16 protein-coding genes are annotated in these 19,203 nt (G+C 66.2%); 3 read left to right on the top strand and 13 right to left on the bottom strand.

Features of this window, described 5'->3' with window-relative positions:
* Positions 1 to 157: 157 nt before the first annotated feature.
* From U5805_RS04880 to U5805_RS04845, 8 genes are all read right to left on the bottom strand, one after another.
* A complete protein-coding gene (locus U5805_RS04880) occupies positions 158 to 1,702 on the bottom strand; it encodes a methyl-accepting chemotaxis protein (protein ID WP_322102309.1) in 1,545 nt (514 codons plus the stop codon).
* A gap of 16 nt (positions 1,703 to 1,718) precedes the next feature.
* Complete coding sequence (locus U5805_RS04875) at positions 1,719 to 2,129, bottom strand: antibiotic biosynthesis monooxygenase (RefSeq protein ID WP_322102308.1); 411 nt, start codon at positions 2,127 to 2,129, stop codon at positions 1,719 to 1,721.
* Positions 2,130 to 2,171: 42 nt separating this feature from the next.
* On the bottom strand, positions 2,172 to 2,525 hold the full coding sequence (locus tag U5805_RS04870; protein ID WP_322102307.1) for a RidA family protein: 354 nt from the start codon (positions 2,523 to 2,525) through the stop codon (positions 2,172 to 2,174).
* A 69-nt stretch (positions 2,526 to 2,594) separates the two neighbouring features.
* Positions 2,595 to 4,175, bottom strand: a complete 1,581-nt coding sequence (locus U5805_RS04865; protein WP_322102306.1) for a hydantoinase B/oxoprolinase family protein — start codon at positions 4,173 to 4,175, stop codon at positions 2,595 to 2,597.
* A complete protein-coding gene (locus U5805_RS04860) occupies positions 4,176 to 6,302 on the bottom strand; it encodes a hydantoinase/oxoprolinase family protein (protein WP_322102305.1) in 2,127 nt (708 codons plus the stop codon).
* A gap of 58 nt (positions 6,303 to 6,360) precedes the next feature.
* Positions 6,361 to 7,773 carry an aldehyde dehydrogenase family protein gene (locus tag U5805_RS04855; RefSeq protein ID WP_322102304.1) on the bottom strand — a complete coding sequence of 471 codons (1,413 nt, stop codon included), beginning with the start codon at positions 7,771 to 7,773 and terminating at the stop codon, positions 6,361 to 6,363.
* Between the two features lie 39 nt (positions 7,774 to 7,812).
* Positions 7,813 to 8,421: a thiamine pyrophosphate-dependent enzyme gene (locus U5805_RS04850; protein ID WP_322102303.1), complete on the bottom strand. Its 609-nt coding sequence runs from the start codon at positions 8,419 to 8,421 to the stop codon at positions 7,813 to 7,815.
* A 12-nt stretch (positions 8,422 to 8,433) separates the two neighbouring features.
* Entirely contained in the window at positions 8,434 to 8,967 is a 534-nt protein-coding gene (locus U5805_RS04845) for a thiamine pyrophosphate-binding protein (RefSeq protein WP_322102302.1), read from the bottom strand.
* A 273-nt stretch (positions 8,968 to 9,240) separates the two neighbouring features.
* Here U5805_RS04845 and U5805_RS04840 point away from each other — a divergent pair, with 273 nt between their 5' ends.
* The 3 genes from U5805_RS04840 (at position 9,241) to tcuB (ending at position 12,880) form a co-directional block, all read left to right on the top strand.
* Positions 9,241 to 10,164 (top strand): LysR substrate-binding domain-containing protein, encoded by a 924-nt coding sequence (locus U5805_RS04840; protein ID WP_322102301.1) that lies wholly within the window; start codon positions 9,241 to 9,243, stop codon positions 10,162 to 10,164.
* An 84-nt stretch (positions 10,165 to 10,248) separates the two neighbouring features.
* A complete protein-coding gene (tcuA, locus tag U5805_RS04835; RefSeq protein WP_322102300.1) occupies positions 10,249 to 11,688 on the top strand; it encodes an FAD-dependent tricarballylate dehydrogenase TcuA in 1,440 nt (479 codons plus the stop codon).
* A complete protein-coding gene (gene tcuB / locus U5805_RS04830) occupies positions 11,675 to 12,880 on the top strand; it encodes a tricarballylate utilization 4Fe-4S protein TcuB (RefSeq protein ID WP_322102299.1) in 1,206 nt (401 codons plus the stop codon). Before tcuA ends, tcuB begins: the two co-directional genes overlap by 14 nt.
* A gap of 217 nt (positions 12,881 to 13,097) precedes the next feature.
* Here the strand turns inward: tcuB and U5805_RS04825 are convergent, their stop codons facing one another.
* The 5 genes from U5805_RS04825 to U5805_RS04805 form a co-directional block, all read right to left on the bottom strand.
* On the bottom strand, positions 13,098 to 13,262 hold the full coding sequence (locus U5805_RS04825) for a hypothetical protein (protein WP_322102298.1): 165 nt from the start codon (positions 13,260 to 13,262) through the stop codon (positions 13,098 to 13,100).
* Positions 13,263 to 13,346: 84 nt separating this feature from the next.
* On the bottom strand, positions 13,347 to 14,696 hold the full coding sequence (locus U5805_RS04820; protein ID WP_322102297.1) for a cytochrome c: 1,350 nt from the start codon (positions 14,694 to 14,696) through the stop codon (positions 13,347 to 13,349).
* A 103-nt stretch (positions 14,697 to 14,799) separates the two neighbouring features.
* Entirely contained in the window at positions 14,800 to 17,061 is a 2,262-nt protein-coding gene (locus U5805_RS04815; protein ID WP_322102296.1) for a xanthine dehydrogenase family protein molybdopterin-binding subunit, read from the bottom strand.
* 9 nt (positions 17,062 to 17,070) lie between these two features.
* Positions 17,071 to 17,601, bottom strand: a complete 531-nt coding sequence (locus U5805_RS04810; protein WP_322102295.1) for a (2Fe-2S)-binding protein — start codon at positions 17,599 to 17,601, stop codon at positions 17,071 to 17,073.
* A gap of 116 nt (positions 17,602 to 17,717) precedes the next feature.
* Entirely contained in the window at positions 17,718 to 18,788 is a 1,071-nt protein-coding gene (locus tag U5805_RS04805; protein ID WP_322102294.1) for a tripartite tricarboxylate transporter substrate binding protein, read from the bottom strand.
* Positions 18,789 to 19,203 lie beyond the last annotated feature (415 nt).

Raw genomic sequence — 19,203 nt, 5'->3', positions numbered from 1 at the left:
TCCCACGCACAAACAAGGACAATATTTCGATTGATCGACGCAGATTATCAATTTCGGATGCCGAAATAGTCGTTCACGCGACAGCGGCGAACAGCGGCGAACAGCGGCACGACAGCGTGCGCATCCACGTAGCGTCCGCCTTGCAGATGTCGTTCGCTTACTTCAGCCTGAAAACCGCAACGGCCTCGCGCAGCGCCGCCGCCTGATCGTCGAGCGAGGCCGCCGCAGCCGCCGCCTGCTCGACCAGCGCCGCATTCTGCTGCGATACCTCGTCCATCTGCGACACCGCAACCCCAACCTGTTCGATGCGATCGCGCTGCTCGTCCGAGGCATGCGAGATCTCTCGCATGATGGTCGCTACCCGCGTGATCGACTCGCTGATTTCCTGCATCGTCTCGCCTGCGACGTGAACCTGCCTTGCCCCCGATGCCACGCGGCCGACCGAATCGTCGATCAGCGTCTTGATCTCCTTCGCGGCGGCCCCGGCGCGCTGGGCCAGGGAGCGCACCTCGCCGGCAACCACCGCGAAGCCGCGCCCCTGATCGCCCGCGCGCGCGGCTTCAACCGCCGCGTTGAGGGCGAGAATGTTGGTCTGGAACGCGATGCCCTCGATCACACCCGTGATGTCGGCGATTTTCTGCGAACTACGGTCGATCTCGCCCATCGTCTGCACCACGCCGGCGACGACCTGCGAACCGCGTGTCGTGACGTCGTGCGCGGAATCGGTCAGGCTCTGCGCCGTGCGGGCATTGTCCGCGTTCTGCCTCACCGTCGCAGTCAGTTCTTCCATGCTGGCCGCGGTTTCCTGCAACGACGCCGCCTGTTCCTCGGTGCGTTGCGACAGGTCGCCGTTGCCCGCCGCAATCTGCCTGGTCGCGGCGGCGATGGCCTCCGAGCTTCGCGTCACCTGCCTCACGGTGCCGTCCAAGCCGCCCTGCATCGTCTTGAGCCCTTCCACGAGGCGACCCATCTCGTCCCAGGAGCGCACCTCGAGCGCCGCGGTCAGATCGCCGCGCGCGATACGTTGCAGCGCCGAGAGCACCTCCGCGAGCGGAACGGCAATGGAGCGGCGCAGTCCATATGCGCAAGCCCCCGATACCATCAGCCCAGCCACGGTGAGCAGCATGCCGGCGAGACTCAGCCGCCTGTAGAACTGCTGGGCTTCGTCGAATTCGTGCTGTCCATGCGCATCCTGCCAGCGGTCCAGCGCATCGGTGCTGCTCGTCAATGCCAGCGAGAGCGGTGACATCGTTTTCATCGCGATCCGGTCTGCGGTGTCGCGATCACCACGCTTCAGCGCATCCGCCATCGGCACGATGCCTTGCTGCACCAGCGCCGTGCGAGCCGCATCCACACGATCCGCCAGAGCCTGTTCCTCGTGTTCGTGCGGGAGCGCCCGAAAGGCATGCCAGGCACGATTGGAATCGTCGAGGTGCCCAAGCGCCTTGGCAATGGCGGCGGGCAGCCCCGGTTCTTCGGGATGCATCAGCGTCCGGTCCAGGCCGACGCGCGCGATCGTCAACGCGAGGTTCGCGCTCCCTAGCTGGATCGACGCCGCCAACTGGTTCGAATAGGCGTATTCGAGCGCATCATTCGAACGCTTCATGCCGATCTGCCCGAGCGCTCCCACGACCACGATCAGCAGCGCCAGCAGCCCGACGGTCGCCCATAGCCGGGTGGAAATTGAAAGACGAGAGAACATGGCACCCCTGAATGATTTAGTTAGGGTAACTGAGGGTGTTCACGACGCTATGCTCCACCGAACTATAAAGACGCGAGCGGTCGACCGGCGGCAACGGCGACGCCGCCAGGAGCGCCTCCCAGCGCGCGCAATCTTCCGCCGTATTCCAGGCCGTCACGCTGACGATGCAGGCAGGATCGCCCGACTCTCTCCCAACGTGGCGAAAGCAAAAGCCTGGCTGCGTGCGGATTCGCTCCGTTAGCGCGTTGATGCGTGCGAGCGCCCGTTCTTCGGCATCGGGCAGAAGGCGATGCCTGATGATGACAATTTTCATGGTAATGACTCCCCTCGCAATACGGCGATGGCGCAGTTTTTCGTGCGCGAGCGGGCGCAACCTGCCCGCCGTTCGCTGCCCGCCGCTGCCTTCGCAAACGAACGGCTGCTTCACCGGCAGCCGCTCCCCCTGCATCGTCGCTGCGTCGTGACGGCCCTAACGGCAGGCCGCTACGGCAACGATTTCCACGCGGCAATTCGGGTCGTTGAGTTCCACCTTGCCGCAGCAGCGCGTGGGCGTCTGGCCCGGCGTCACCCACGCGTCCCACACCGCATTCATGGCGGCAAAGTCGTCCATCGTTTTCAGCCAGATCTGCGTACTGAGCAGCCGTTCCTTCGAGGTGCCCGCCTCGGCAAGCAGCGCGTCGATCTTCGCCAGCACCTGACGCGTCTGGTCCGCAACGTCGCCGGTGCGGTCGTCGGGCACCTGGCCGGAGATATAAAGCAGCCCTTCGTGAATCAGGGCGCGGCTACGGCGGGCGTTCTGGTCAATCCGGACAATATCGGTCATGCGTTTTCCCTTGTTTCGTTTTGTTCTCGATAAGTGCGAGTGCGAGTGCGAGTGCGCGCGAGGCGCGCCTCAGGCGGGCGTTCCGTAGGCGCCGCCGCCCGCCGTTTCCATCAGCACGCGATCGCCCCCGTTCAGCACGCGCGGCTCGGTCGGGTCGACCACTTCACCGTTGATGAGCAACTGGCCGGGCTTGCCTGCGCCGCCGCCCGCGAGTCCCGGCGGCGAGGACTTGAGCTGCGTCATCAGGAACGAGGCGCTCACGTTCGACGCGTCGGGCAGCAGTTCGTATTCGAAGCTGATCCCGCAGCCGCCCGGATGCCGGCCCGCGCCACCGCTGCCGCGGCGCACTTCACGCCGCAGCACCCTGATCGGGGCGAGCGACTCCATCATCTCGACCGGCGTATTGCCGAGATTGGCCGGAAAGCTCATCGCGGAAAAACCGTCGCGACGCGCGTTCGCGCCCTGGCCGGCGTTGACGAAATTGACCACCGCGAAACGCCGCCCCTGGTATTCGCCCGACATCGTCATCGACGAATTGGGCGAGCCGCCGGCCCACACTTTTTCCGGCAGCACGTTGCCCAGCGCGCGGAACACGCACGCCGGCAGCAGATGGCCGATCGCGCTGCGGCCGCCCGACGCCGCCGGGTACGTGGGGTTCAGCAGCGAGCCGAGCGGCGCGGTGGTCGTGATCGGCACGAAGCTGCCTTCGTTGTTGGGAATGTCGGGGCACAGCAGGGTCTTGATGCCGTAGACGGTGTACGCGAACGTGTAGATCGGCACGACGTTGACCGCGCGCGCCAGTTGCGCGCTGCTGCCCGCATAGTCGATGTCGATCCGGTCGCCCGTCACGGTGAGTTTGCATTTCAGCTCGATCGGCTTTTCGAAGCCGTCGTGCAGCACGGTGGACTCGTAAATCCCGTCGGGAATCTTCGAGATCGCATCGCGCATTGCCTGCTCGGAACGACGCCGCACCTCGGCGCCGAGCGCTTCCAGGTCGACCGTGTCGAGCAGTCCTTGCAGGCGCTCGCCCATCTTCCGGCAGGCGGACACCTGCGCCCAGATATCGCCCATGCCCTGCTCCGGCGCGCGCACGTTCTGCATGATCATCTCGATCAGCACCTCGTTGGGCTTGCCCGCGTCGAGCAGCTTCATCATCGGGATTTGCAGGCCTTCCTCGTAGATCTCGCGGCTGCTGTTGCTGCGCAATTTCCCGCCGATGTCGACCAGGTGCGAGACCACCGCCGCGAACGCCACAACGCCGCCGTCCCGAAAGATCGGCGTGACGGTCGTCACGTCGTGAATGTGCCCCGAGCCCTTCCACGGGTCGTTGGTGATGAAGACGTCGCCTTCCTGCATCGTCGGCGCCGGATATTTGTCCAGCACGTGCCGCACGGTCGCCGGCAGGCAGCCGATGAAACCGGGCAGGCTCATGGTCGACTGGGCGAGCGAGCGCCCTTGCGCATCGGTCAGCACGATCGCGAAATCGTTGCCGTCGCGCACGAGCGTGGAAAAGCAGGTGCGCACGAAAGCGGCGGACGCTTCGTCGACCACGCTGATCAACCGTTTCCAGAGGATTTCCAGCTCGATCGGGTCGAACGTGGCAGCCCGCTTCCGGGACGTCGTGGACGGCGCAGTGGAGAGCTGAGTCATTTATTCGAACTCCTTGATAGTGACGGAAGTGGTGAGGTCGGGCAGCACCGTGACGTCCGACTTCACGGCGACGACGATGGTCGACTCGCGCTCCTCGAGAATCAGCGGCCCCTGCAAGGTCTGCCCCGGCCGCACCGAATAGCGGTCGTACACGGGCACCTCGGCGTATTCGCCGCGCAGCGGCAGATAGACCGGGCGCTTGCCGCGCAGCGCGTCCGTCGCCTTGACACGGTTGTCGCCCCACTCGAAATGCTGGCCCGAGGTGCGCTCGCGGCCCGTGAGCCGCCACGTCACGACCTGCGGCCGCGCATTGGGCACAAGCCGGCCGTAAAGCTTTTCGTACTGCGCTTCGAACGAAGCCAGCACCTTCGCGCCCGTCTCTTCGGTGACCGCTTCGTAAGGAATCGACACCGACACGTCCGCGCCCTGGCCGAAATAGCGCATCTCGGCGCCGATGCGCCATTCCACGTCGGCAGCGCCGGCCGACTCCAGTTCGGCTTCGCCTTCACGTTTGAGCGACTTGAGACTGTCGGCCACTTGCGCCCAGTCCGTATCCGCGAGCAGTTGCGGGCTCGAGAACGAACGGTCGACGCGCGCGGGAGCGGCCAGCATCCCGAGGCAGGATCCCGCACCCGCCGCGATCGGAATCAGCACGCGCGGAATGCGCAGCTTGCGCGCCACTTCGACCGCGTGGACCGGGCCCGCGCCGCCCGTTGCCACCATCGCGAACTCGCGCGGATCGTGGCCGTTCTCGGCGATGTGAATGCGCGCGGCGCTCGCCATGTTCTCGTTGACCATGTTGTAGATGCCCCAAGCAACGTCGGTCGCGGCCATGCCCAGCCGCTTCGCGAGCCGCTCCATCGCCGCCGAGGCAAGGCCGGTGTCGAGCTCCATTTCGCCGCCGAGAAAGTTCGACGGGTTCAGGTAGCCCAGCAGCAGGTCCGCGTCGGTGACGGTTGCGTCGGTGCCGCCGCGCGCATAGCAGGCCGGGCCCGGCACGGAGCCCGACGATTCGGGTCCGATGTTGAGAAGGCCGAGGCGATTGCAGTACGCGATGGAACCGCCGCCCGCACCGATCTCGATCAGCTCGATGCTCGGAATGAGGATGGGCAGCCCCGAGCCGCGCTTGAAGCGTTCCACGCGCGCGCATTCGAAACTGTGCGCCACGGGCGGCTCGCCGTCGACGGCCACGCAGGCCTTCGCCGTGGTGCCGCCCATGTCGAATGCGAGCACGCGCTTGACCTCGTTCTGGTACGCCGTATTGAGCGCCGACAGCACGCCGGCGGCCGGCCCCGACTCCAGCAGCAGGATGGGCGACTCCGCGCCCGCCTTCGCCGACGTGAACCCGCCGCTCGACACCATCACGCGCAGCGGAATGCCTTCCTGAATGCGCGCGATGCGGTTTTCGAGTTCATGGAGATACTTCGCGACGATCGGCTTCACGTAGGCATTCGCCACCGTGGTCGAGGTGCGCTCGAACTCCTTGATCTCGCGCGCAAGGTCCGACGACACCGACACCGAGAGGTTCGGGAGCGCCTGTTTGAGGCGCGCCTCGATGCGCTTCTCGTGCGTATCGTTGATGTACGAATGCAGCAGCGATACCGCCACGGATTCGACGCCGGCCGCGCCGAGCTTGCTGATTACCCCGTCGATCAGCTTGTCCAGTTGCGCGTCCGTGAGCGGCGTCAGGATCTCGCCGCGCGCATCGAGCCGTTCGTCCACCGCGAGGCGCAACGCGGGCGGCACGAGCGGCGTGGGTATCACGATGTCCAGATCGTAGATGTCGTAGCGCCATTCGCGGCCGATGTCGAGCATGTCGCGCATGCCCTGCGTGGTGACGAGGCCGGTTTTCACGCCCTTACGCTCGATCAGCGTGTTCGTGATGAGCGTCGTGCCGTGTACCACTTCCGCGAGCTTCGGGGCCGACGGTCCCATCGAGTCCGCCACCTGCTTGAGCAGGTTGAGCGCGACCGTGGAGACCGCCTCGCCCGGATCGTCCGGCGTGGTTGGAGTCTTGCCGACCCAGATGCGCCCCGACGGCGAGAGCGTGGCCACGCCGTCGGTGAAGGTTCCGCCGATGTCCACGGCAATGCGCAGGACAGGGTTCGTCGAAAGGGATGTTTCCAAGATAGGGGTTCCGTTCATTCAGTCAGTCAGATGGCTCGCAGGCGGCTCGTGCGGTGCGTCAGTACGCGACGGTGACGAGACGCTCCTCGGTCATTTCACGAATGGCCCAGGCCGGGCCCTCGCGACCGAAGCCGCTGTCCTTCACGCCGCCGAAGGGCATTGCGTCGATGCGGGCGCTGGACGCCTCGTTGATATGCACGCCGCCGAACGCAAGCTGCTGCGCCGTGCGCAAGGCGGTTTTCAGGTCCGACGTGAAGAGGCCCGCCGCGAGGCCGAAGTCGCTTGCGTTGGCGCCCGCGACCGCTTCCTCGATCCGGTCGAATTCGATGATCGACACGACCGGCGCGAAGATTTCCTGGCACACGACCTTCATGCTGTCGCGAACGCCGTGCAGCACCGTGGGTTCGAACACCGTGCCCTCGCGCTTGCCGCCCGTCAGAACGCGGGCGCCGTTCTCCACCGCCTCGCGCACCCACGATTCGGCGCGCTGCGCATGCTGGAGCGAGATCATCGGCCCGATGACGGTTCGCGAATCGGCCGGATCGCCGCACGGCGTCGCCTTCACGGCTTCGACGAACTTCGGAATGAAGGTATCGGCGATCGCGCGCGCCACGAACAGCCGCTGTACGGAAGTGCAGACCTGACCGGCCTTGCGGAACCCGGCGTTGACGATCTTCGGAATCGCCATGTCGACATCGGCGTCCGCGCAAACGATTGTGCTCGCGATACTGCCCAGCTCCAGTTGCATGCCGCGCAGGCCCGCCGCCTGCTGGATCTCGCGCCCCACCTGGGTGCTGCCGGTGAACGCATAGAACGCAATGCGCGCGTCGGCCAGCAACTGGCGGCCGATGGCGCTGCCCGAACCGTGAACGAGCGCCAGCAGGTTCGCGGGCAGGCCCGCGTCGATGAGCGCCTTGCACAGCTCCACCGCGGACAGCGGCGTGACGTTCGACGGCTTGATGACGACCGCATTGCCGCCCGCGATGGCGGGGCCGACCTTGTGCGCGAGCGTATTGAGCGGCGAATTGAACGGCGTGATCGCGCACACCACGCCGCGAGGCACGCGCAGGGTGTACCCGAGCCGGTTCTTCACGCCGGCGGCGGCCTGCATGGGCACCAGCTCGCCGGCCAGATGCTTGCCCTCCTCGGCGGAAAGCTCGAGCGTCTGCACGCAGCGGCGCACCTCGTTGTCACCGTCCGCGTGCGTGAAGCCGGCTTCGTCGCGCATCAGTTCGATCAGCCTGTTGCGGCGGCTCTCGATCACGCGTGCCGCCTCCAGCAAGATGCGATACCGTTCGTACGGCGAGAGCGTCGATTCGCGGAAGCCCGCGAGGGCGCCCTCCACCGCCTGGTCGACTTGCGCGGGCGACGCAACGGCCATGCGCGCGTATTCCCTGCCGTGATACTTGTCCGTGAGCGGCTGGGTCGACTCACCGTCAACCCATCTGCCGCCAATCAGCAGTTGTGACATCGGGGACTCCTCAAATGCGTGGGATTGCCTGGCGCGCAGTTACGCGGCGATACCTTCCATGAAACGCTGGCGAATTCTCGCGGGGTCGCGCTCGGTCACGCCGGCCGGCTTCGCGTCGTCGATGCGCACCGCGATGAACGCAGGCTCGTCGCCGGCCAGTGCGCTTTCGATCAGCGCGTCGAAGTGCGCCTCGTCCGCGGCCCACGCGCTTTGGCGCAGACCCGCGCCACGCGCGATCGCCACCAGGTCGACGGTGCCCGACGTCAGCGTCTTTTGCGAACCGGTGATCTGGTAGATGCCGTTGTCCCAGACCACGATCAGCAGATTTTTCGGCGCGCGGGTCGCGACCGTGCCGAGCGCGCCCAGTTGCATGAGCAGTGAGCCGTCGCCTTCGAGCGCGACCACGCGGCGCCCGGGCTGCGCGGTGGCGACGCCGAGCGCGATGGGAATGGCGAGCCCCATGCTGCCGAGCATGTAGAAGTTCTGGGGGCGCTGGCCGCTTGCCCACAGGTCGAAGTTGGTGTTGCCGATGCCGCCGATCACGGCTTCGTTCGACCTGAGTTTCGCGACAAGCCTGCGCGTCAGCGCCGAGCGGTTCATCACCCTGGCGGCGCTGCGGGCCACCGTGCTGTTTTCGGTTGCGGTCATGGAGAGTCGCCTTCAGTGGGACGTGTTGCTCTTTTTCGTGAGCAGCGGAGAAAGAATGATCGCGGCCGGCTCCAGCGTCGAAAACGCCTGCTTGATCATGCGGTCGACCACGAACTCGACGTCGTCGAGCCGCTCGATGGCGAAATGCTCGATGCCGAGCGACGTGAGCACGGGGCGCATCGTGCGGCACACGACCGCTTGCCCAAGCTGGAAATCGCCCAGCGTGCCGCGCTCGGAAATCAGCATCACGAGCGGCAACTGGTAGGGACGCACGAGCGAGGCCAGCGCGTTGGGCAGGGTCGCGAAGCCGCTCGTCTGCATCAGCGTGATGCCGCGCATGCCGGCCATATGGGCGCCGACCGTGATCCCGACCGCCTCCTCTTCGCGCGCCGGGCAAATCACCGTGAAGTACGGATCGGCTTCGACGGCTTCGATCAGCGGCCGCAGCACGTTGTCGGGCACGTAGGTCACGAGCCGCACTTCGTTGAACTTCAATGCCTGGACGACGATCTCGGCCCAGGTCCGGGCGGGTGCTTGAACGGACATTCGGTTTCCTCTTCTGGATGCCTCGTATTGCACGGCAACGGCTGCCAGTGCGTTGTACGCATGCTAAGTCCGCCATTTAATGGGCACAAACAAGTAGTTTTTGCCCATTAATCGGTCCGAACGATAAGTTCGCGAGGAAGCCGGCGATGCCGGCCGGCGATGCCGGGTCATCGGTGCGCGCGGCGGCGGGCGCCGGGGGCGGCCCCTTCGACGCACCGTGCGCCGCGTGCGAAACTAGTCGTCCCCACGAATAAGGCCGCACGGAAACCGCTCATGGAACTGAGGCAGTTGCGTTATTTCATCAAGGTCGTCGAGCACGGGGGACTCGGCCGCGCCGCTGCCGAACTCGGCATGGTCACGTCCGCGCTCAGCCAGCAGATCAGCCGTCTCGAAAGCGAACTCGCCACCCGGCTTCTCACCCGCACCGCGACCGGTGTCGTACCCACCGACGCGGGAATCGCCTTCCTGCGCCAGGCGCAACTGGCCGTGCGGCACGCCGACAATGCGATACAGAGCGCCGGTCAGGCGCGCCTGACCGGCCACGTGAGCGTCGGCCTGCCGCCCACGACCGCATCGGTCCTCGCGCGGCCGCTCCTTGATGCCATGCGCGAGCGTTATCCCGAAGTGAGGGTGCATCTCGTGGAAGCGCTGTCGGGGCACCTGGGCAACATGCTCAATGCCCGACAACTCGATCTCGCGGTCATGTTTCGTTCCGACGCGGGGCATCGCTGGAGCGTCCTGCCCCTGCTCGATGAGCGTCTGTTCCTGATCACGCGCTCCGGAACGGCCGGCCTGCCGCCGCGCGGCGCGGTGCGCCTGCGCGAACTGGGGCAGACGCCGCTCGTGCTGCCCAGCAGCAGCCACGGACTCAGGGCATTGCTGGACACGGCGTTCGCCCGCGCGCGCGTCGCGCCGCCGCTCGCCGCGGAGGTCGACGGCCTCACCGTGCTGATGGACCTCGTTCAGCACGGCTTCGGCGCGACCATCCAGCCGGGCGCGGCAACGGCACGGCTAGGCGATCAGCCTTTCGACATCCGCCTCGTGCGCGACGACTTCCTGCATCGCCCCAACCTGCTGGCGAGCCTGTCCGACGACGAGCTTTCCCCGGCGGCGCTCGCGGTGCGCGTGCTGCTCGCGCAAGTCGCGGCCGGCCTCGTCAAGGGCGGGCTGTGGCCGGGAGCGACCCTTCACGAATAGTGAAGACCCCTTGCGCGCCGCCCGATGGCCCTGCCGGCGGAGGGTGTCTACAGTGCAACACTGGCAACGAAGACACCCCTCCCCATGATCGACGTACTGGTAATCGGCGGCGGCAATGCTGCCCTGTGTGCGGCACTGACCGCACGCGAAGCGGGCGCAAGCGTCCTGCTCCTCGAAGCGTCACCGCGCGAATGGCGCGGCGGCAATTCACAGCACACGCGCAACCTGCGATGCATGCATGACGAACCGCAGGACGTGCTGCTCGATGCGTACCCCGAAGAAGAGTTCTGGCAGGATCTGCTCAAGGTCACGGGCGGCGTCACCAACGAACATCTGGCGCGGCTCGTCATCCGTCATTCGTCGTCGTGCCGCGACTGGATGCGCCGGCACGGCGTGAACTTCCAGCCGCCGCTGTCGGGCACGCTGCACCTCTCGCGCACCAATGCGTTTTTCATGGGCGGCGGCAAGGCGCTCGTCAACGCCTATTACCGAAGCGCCGAGCAATTGGGCGTCGAGATTCGCTACGAGAGTCCGGTCGACTCGCTGCAACTGGGCGACGGCGGCCGTTTCATCGCCGCGTACTGCAAAGGCGAGCGTATCGAAGCGCGTAGCTGCGTGCTGGCCTGCGGCGGTTTCGAGTCAAACCGCGAGTGGCTCCGTGAGGCATGGGGGCAAAACGAGCGCGGCGAGTGGCCGGGCGAGCAGATCCTGATTCGCGGCACGCGTTTCAATCAGGGCGTACTGCTCAAGTTCATGATGAACGCGGGCGCGGACATCATCGGCGATCCCTCGCAGGGGCATTGCGTGGCGATCGACGCCCGCGCGCCGCTCTACGACGGCGGCATCTGCACGCGCATCGACTGCGTGTCGCTCGGCATCGTCGTCAATCGCGACGCGCAGCGCTTTTACGACGAAGGCGAGGACTTCTGGCCCAAGCGCTACGCGATCTGGGGGCGCCTGACCGCGATGCAGCCGGGCCAGATCGCCTACTCGGTCATCGACGCGAAGGCCGTCGGGCGTTTCATGCCGCCGGTCTTTCCCGGCATCCAGTCGGACACGCTCTCCGGGCTCGCGCGCGCGATCGGTCTGGACGAAACCCGCTTCCTGCACACCGTCGGCGAATACAACGCGGCCTGCCGGGGCGGAACGTTCGATCATACGGTGCTCGACGACTGCCATACGGAAGGACTCCTGCCTGCCAAGACCCACTGGGCCCGTCCGATCGATACCGCACCGTTCTACGCGTACGCGGTGCGCCCCGGCATTACCTTCACCTACCTCGGTCTCAAGGTCGACGAAACCGCCGCCGTGCGCTTTGACGACCAGCCGAGCGAGAACCTTTTCGTGGCCGGCGAGATGATGGCCGGCAACGTGCTCGGCAAGGGCTACACGGCGGGCGTGGGCATGTCCATCGGCACCGCGTTCGGCAGGATTGCCGGCGCGCAGGCGGCAAAGGCCGCGCAGCAGCTTTCCCATGCAGGACACGCACAGCAGAAAGAGGAAACCGAACATGCAGCCGCTTGACGACCTGATTCACGACGCGACACTCACGGCTGCGGGCGTGCGCGAACAGCCCATCCTGTTCCGCTCGAAAGCCGGCCTCCTGCAAGGCCAATGCACCGAAACCGAAGGCGAAGTCGCGCGCATCATGCAGATCTGCAACGCCTGCCGTTACTGCGAAGGCTTCTGCGCCGTGTTTCCCGCGATGAACCGGCGGCTCGCGTTCAGCAAGGCCGACGTGCATTACCTCGCGAACCTGTGCCACAACTGTGGTGCGTGCCTGCACGCATGCCAGTACGCGCCGCCGCATGAGTTCGCGGTGAACGTGCCGCAGGCCATGGCGAAGGTGCGGCTCGACACCTACACCGACTTTGCCTGGCCCGCGGCGCTGGGACGCTTGTACGAGCGCAGCGGGCTCACGGTTTCGCTCGCGCTGGCGGGCGGCCTCGCACTGTTCCTCGCGCTGGCGGCGGGCATGGGCGGCGGCCTGTTGCGCGGGCCGCTCGCGGGCAACTTCTACGCGGTATTCCCGCATGGTCTGCTCGCGTGGCTATTCGGTCTCGTGTTCCTTTACGCATTGCTGGCACTGGGCATCGGCGTGTCGCGCTTCTGGCGCGGCGTCACGCCCGGCGCGGCCACCGGTCCCGCGCTGGCGGAAGCGGCCCACGACGCGCTGCGCCTGCGCTACCTGGGCGGTGGCCACGGCAAGGGCTGCAACAACGAGGACGATGCATTCTCGCTTGCGCGCCGGCGCTTTCATCACCTGACCTTCTACGGATTCATGCTGTGCTTCGCGGCAACCTGCGTGGGGACGATCTACGACTATCTGTTGAACTATGCGGCGCCCTATCCGCTCCTGAGCCTGCCCGTCGTGCTGGGGTCGCTCGGCGGCGCGGGCCTGCTCGCCGGACCCGCCGGGCTTCTGTGGCTGAACCTGCGGCGCGATCCGCGCCAGGGCGATCCGGCCCAGCGTCCGATGGACCGTGGCTTCATCGTCCTGCTTCTGCTCGTGGCCGCAACGGGCCTGCTGCTGCTCGCGCTACGCGACAGCGCCGCGATGAGCCTGCTGCTCGCCGTTCACCTGGGTGTCGTGATGGGACTGTTCCTGACGCTGCCCTACGGCAAGTTCGCGCACGGCATCTTCCGGTCGGCCGCGCTGCTCAAGTCTTCGATCGAGAAGCGTCAGCCCAGCAATCTTCAGCTCAAGTCGGACTGAACCGCCTCACCCGTGAAGCCGGCCGGTAGCAAGCTCGGGCAACAAGCTCGATGCGTGCTGCCGGCCTTGCCTGTTTCCGTGGGCGCAAGCCGTACCGTGTTCGCCCGCGACGGTGTTCGCCCGCGACGTGGCCGTAACGGCGACACCCTGGGCGGCCCGCAATTCGTCGAAATTCGTCGAAGCCGATTACGGAATCAAACGCGCCGGCTGCCGGCGATCACGATTGCGGCGGCGTCATGTTCGATCCCTGCGAGCGCGAATCGCCGATGGAAACCCTGGCGAAAACAACGCGCTGATTCCCCGCGATCGCGACCTGCTGGAAGAAGCCGTTACGGCGTACCCGGGCGGCACACACACTGCTGCCGCGCAGGTTCAACCGCATCGCGATCCATCCCGGCGCGGCCGACCTTGAGCGTTTGAGTCGGACTGCGAACCGGTTCGATCCGCAATCCATTGGCGCAAGGCCTTATCGCATCTTGAGGACAATGACCCGTTCACTGCTCATGTCGGTCGAAGCGCGCAGCTTTGCGACGTCCGAGGGCGTAACGGCGCCGGCATGATTGCCCCACGCCTGACGGACCCAGGTGGTCACGTCCGCAATCTCCTGGTCGCTCAACTGGAGCCTGAACGGAGCCATCCGGTAGCTGTCCGGTACGCCGTGGCGCACGACGCGCTGCGAGCCATTGAGAATCAGGTTGACGACCGACGAGGGGTCTGCCGCCAGCACGTTCGGATTCCCCGCGAGCGAAGGCAGGCGCTGCCCGAGCCCCTTGCCGTCGATCCCATGACAGCTTGCGCATTGCGTGCGGAACGTTTGCGCGCCGGGCATCCTGAGGTCGCCCTGTTTCAGCGTCTGCGCGGTGGCGGGGTCGTAGGTCCAGGTCTGCGCGGGATGCCCCGGCGGCAGCGATTTGAGATAGGTCGCAATGGCATCGCGATCGCTGTCAGTAAGGAACTGCGAGCTGTTGTTGTAGACGTCGATCATGGAGCCGAACACGGATGCGTGCGCATTGCCGCCGTCTTTCAGGAAAGCGACGATGTCAGCCTTGCTCCAGCGGCCAAGCCCCGTCGCCTGATCGCCGCGAAGATCGCTTGCCGTCCAGCCATCGAGCGTTGCGCCGCCCAGAAACGCGCTGTCGTCGCCGCCCGTCGTCTTTTCTTCGAAGGCCGCGCCGCGCGGCGTGTGGCACGCGCCGCAGTGGCCGAGGCCCTGCACGAGGTAAGCGCCGCGGTTCCACTGCGCATCGTGCGCCGGGTCGGTCCGGTACGGCTGCGTATCGACGAATAGCCCGTTCCAGATGGCAAGCGGCCAGCGCATGTTCAGCGGCCAGCGGATCTCGCTCGCACGGTTCTGCTGGCGAACGGGCGCCACCTCGTGCATGAAGTAGCCGTAGAGCGCGGCAAGATCGGCGTCGCTGATGCGGGCGTACGACGGATAGGGCATCGCCGGATACAGATGATGCCCGTCCTTCGCCACGCCCTGGCGCACGGCCCGATCGAAATCGGCAAGGCTGTAGCGGCCGATGCCCGTCTGCGTGTCGGGCGTGATGTTGGTGCTGAAAATGTTGCCGAGCGGCGTGCCCATTTTCAGTCCGCCGGCGAACGGCTTGCCCTCCGGAGTCGAATGGCACGCTATGCAGTCGGCCGCCCGCGCGAGGTACGCGCCCCTGGATTCTCCGGCGATCTGCGCGGCCGGCTGTGTGGACAACTGCGCGGAAACCGGCGCGGACGCCTGCGCACCGGCGAGGCCAGGTTTCATTGCAAAAACGATCGCCGCGCCCAGCGCGGCCACGTGCATCAGTCTCTGGGGTTTCATGCCTGCCTTTGGGTTCTTGTACTCGGGCGCACCATGCCTGCGCGCCGGCATCGGCCGCTCTGTGCTCCGGAGGCGGCGCGATCCGACGCGGGAGCGCGCGTGCTCACGTTTCGGCGAGCGCCGCCCTGACTTTTTCGGGCGTCATCGGCAGCTCGCGAATGCGCACGCCCGTCGCCGCGAAAACCGCGTTGCCGATGGCGCAGGCGGGCGTCACATTGGGCACTTCGCCCGCACCGAGCGGCGGGTTGTCCGTGTCGAGCAGCACGACGTCGAGCGTCTCCGGTACGTCGCTGAATTGCAGGACCGGGTAGGTCAGCCAGTCGGCCGACGCCACGGCGCCGCCGCGAAACAGCACCTGCTCCTTCAGCGCCCGGCTGATGCCCATGAGCGTGCCGCCTTCGGCCTGCGCGCGCAGCCCGTCCGGGTTGGCGATACGGCCCGCGTCGAAGGCCACGAATGCGCGCTTCACGCGGATCATGCCGGTGCGCCGGTCCAGCACGATGTCGACGACCGTTGCAAGATTGCCCCAGGCGCCATGATTTTCGAGCTTGCCGTCGCCCGCGCACATCGCGGCAATGCCGCGGCTCTCGATCAGGTCGCCGTTCACGACCGGCTTCTGCGACGCTTTCCAGCCCGCCTTGTGCGCCACCGCCTCGATCACCTTTCTCGACCGGGCGTTCTTCGTGTGGCGCAGCCGGAACTCGACCGGGTCGATGCCCGCCTTCGCCGCGAGATCGTCCATATGGCTTTCGATCGCGAACGCGTTCTGGATGCCCGCCACGGAGCGCATGTAGATCGCCCGCACGATCTCGTCGGTGTAGTGAGTGACGACGTGCAGGTTCGGAATGTCGTAGCTCGGGTTATCCGCGCCGCCGCTCAGGCGGTCATGTCCCGGATTGGTCCCGAGCGCCCGCCAGGCGAGGATGTTGCCGCGCTCCGCAGTGGAATGGCCCGGCGTGCGGTTCTCGAACTGCCACGCGACGATATTGCCGTGCGCGTCCAGGCCGCCCTTCACCTCGATCACGGCAGCCGGACAGAACGGAGACCACTGGTTCTCGTCGGCGCGTTGCCACTGCACGCGTACCGGCCGGCCCACGGCCTGCGAGAGCAGCGCGGCGTCACCCGCCGCATCGTCGACGCCCAGGCGGCCATACGAGCCCGATCCCTGCGCCCAGATCAGATGCACCTTGTCGACCGGCAGCCCGAGCATCGCGGCCACGTCGCGGCGCGTGCCGTCCGGCCACTGCGTGCCGGACCAGATCGTCAGCGCGCCGTCCCGGAAATCCGCCACGGCGCACGACGGCCCCATCATGCCGTGCGAGTTGACCGGCAGCAGATACGTGCCTTCGACCACGCTCGTCGCACCGGCAAAGGCAGTTTTCACGTCGCCGACGGTGCCCTCCACGTGTTGCTTGATGATCCGCGTCCGTCGAACCGTGGCGTACATGTCATCGTAGTTCTCGTGCGTGACCGGCGCCCATGTCACGCGCAGCGAATTGCGCGCGCGCACCGCCGCCTGCTCGGTCTGCGCCACGATGCCGACGAAATTGCCGCGCGTCACCACCTGCACCACGCCCGCTACAGGTTGCGGAAACCCGTCGACCGAGACCAGCTTCATCCCCCGCGCGGGCGGCAGCACGACCGTGCCATGCAGCATGCCGTCGACGACCACGTCATGCACGTATTGCCATTCGCCGCGCACCTTGGCGGGAATGTCCACGCGTTGAACCGGTTTGCCCAGCACGCGAAAATCCTTCGGCTTTTTCAGCGGCGCGCGGCCGATCAGCTTCGTCTGATTGCCGGTTCCCTTGACGCCGAGCGTCACGTCGAAACGGCCGCCGCCGATGAGTTCGCCGTAACCGATACTGCGGTTGCCGCCGCGCACGCTGATGACGCCATCGCGCGCGGTCAGCGCCCCCACAGGAACGCCGAATTTCGCCGAGGCCAGTTCGAGCAGTTTCAGCCGGGCTTCCGCTGCGGCCTGGCGTAACGGCGGCAGATTGCGCGCGATGTTGTTGCTCGCGGTCGATTTGCCCTGCTCCGGCGTGCGTGCGGTGTCTCCGAGAATGAACGTGACCGCGCTCACCGGCACGTCCAGTTCTTCCGCCACCGCCTGGACGAATACCGTCTGCACACCCGTGCCCATGTCGATGCGGCCCGTGAAGGCCGTCACCGAGCCGTCCTGGGCGATCGCGAGCCACGAGTCGAGCTGCTCCGGCGGCACTTTCGCAAATGTCTCGCCGGTCTGCGCGCACGAGCCCGCCGACGGCAGGCAGAACGCCACCACGAGCGCGCCGCCGGCCTTGAGAAATCCTCGACGCCGAAGCGAAGCGATAGCGTCCGGCGAGGAGTGAAGTTCGTTCATGGCCATGGCTTATCCTTCCCTGCCCATCTGCTCGGCGGCCTGCTCGACGGCGGCAATGATTCGCATATGCGTGCCGCACCGGCAGATGTGGCCCTGCATGGCCGCCACGATGTCGGCGCGCGTGGGTCGCGGGTTGGTGTTGAGCAGGCTCACGGCCTGGACCATCATGCCGCTCTGGCAATAACCGCACTGAGGCACCTGATGGTCGATCCACGCCTGCTGGACCGGGTGCAGATTGCCGTCGGCAGCGCCCTTCGCCGGCGTGGCCGCGGACGCCTTCTTGCGCTGCGCCCAGACGTCGCCCAGGCCTTCTAGCGTGGTGATCTCGTGCCCGACGGTCATCCCGACCGGCATGATGCACGAGCGTATTTCCTGCCCGTCCAGCAGGACCGAGCACACGCCGCACTGCGCCACCCCGCAGCCGAACTTCGTTCCGTGCAGGCCGATCTCGTTGCGCAGCACATAGACAAGCGGCGTTTCGGCGTCCGCCTGCACCTCGTGCTGCCTGCCATTCACGGTAATGGTCATCCCCACGGACATACTTTGGACTCCATATTATTTGACAGCATCGGCCGATTCCATCCAGCCGGTCGAGATCGCGGCACCGGAACGCGCCGGCAGCGGCGCTTCGTCCGGACTTTCAGTACGACGCCCCGCTAGTTGGCCGCATGCAGCCCGATCTGCTGCACGAGCGGCTTGTAACGTGCGATGTCGCGCTCCTGCAATGCACTGAACTCCTGGGGCGACGTGAGGAAGGGTTGCGCACCCAGGTTCGCAAGACTGTGAATCATCGCGGGGGACGCCATCGCCGTGCGCAGTGCCGCATTGAGCTTTTGCACGATTGCAGCGGGCAAGCCGGACGGACCGACAATGCCCATCCAGAACTGCATCGTGGCGGACGGATAACCCTCCTCGCCCGCAGTGGGCACGTCCGGCAGCAGCGGCGAGCGCTGGTCCGACATCACCACGATCGGCCGGACCTGCTTCGCGCGGATGAACCCGAGCGTCGAGGGGATCGAATCGAACATGAACGACACGCGCCCCGCGATGACGTCGGGAAAACCGAGCGCGGACGAGCGATACGGAATGGGCGTCATGTCGATCCCGGCGGTCCGGTTGAGAATCTGCCCCGAGATATCGCCCGTACTGCCCGTTCCGCCCGAGGCAAAGCTCACGTCGTTTTTGCCTGGCCCCTTGGCGTAAGCAATCAGATCGGCCAGGCTACGGACCGGCAGCGACGTATTGGCAACGAGAATATTCGGCGTCGTCACAAACGTGCCGACCGGCGTGAAGTCCTTTCTCGGGTTGTAGTAGAGACCGGGGATCAGCAGGGGCGCCACGGCAATCATCGGCGGACTGGTCAGCAGAAGCGTATAACCGTCGGGCGCCGCCTTCGCAACCAGCGTCGCGCCGATGGTTCCGCCGCCGCCGCCCCGGTTGTCGACGTACACCGACTGGCCGAGCACCTGCGTGAGCCCGGCGGCGATCACGCGGCCGATATTGTCGGCGACACCGCCCACGCCATATGCGACCACGAGGCGGATCGGCTTGTCGGGATACCCTGCCGCGTCGGCAGCGTGCGCGCGGGAAACCGGCATCCAGGCCGCGCACGCCAGCAGTGCAGCGCCGAACCAGCGCAGACTCCGCCCGCGCGGGATGCCTGCGCGACTGCCCTCTTCGGGACGGGTCTCACGCCCGGTGCTGACCGGGCCCAGCGTACCTGCCATCGCAATTGCCTCCTTGCTTGTCGGTAATTCAACCTGTGCAACGGACTTGCATGCGTCGACTGCCTTCGGGCGATTGCGCAGCCTCTGCGCGCCGCCGCAAAAACGGCGGCCCTATACGCGATTTCGTCGCGCTTCGCCCGCGCGGGCGCTATGGGAAACCCGGATGGCAAACCGTGAGCCCGTGTTGAAATTGATTATAGGTTCGGCGCCGAACGAGAAAAAAACACAATTAATTTTTGCTCATTGTTATAGTTTTCCGATGAATGCCTTTTGAAATCATTCAGACAGTTTGTCCTGACCAAAGGGCCGCGCGAAAACGCCGGCTCATCGGTGATCGACCTCGTCCGCCACGCTCTCTCTCGCTCCTGCGCTGCCTTCTCGCTGGACTGCCACGATTCATCGTCTGGCAGTAACA

Origin of the sequence: Paraburkholderia sp. J41, assembly GCF_905220235.1 — a bacterium.
Taxonomy (GTDB): Bacteria; Pseudomonadota; Gammaproteobacteria; order Burkholderiales; family Burkholderiaceae; genus Paraburkholderia.
Note: the sequence above shows the minus strand (reverse complement) of the source record. Positions and strands in the feature narration are given on the sequence as shown.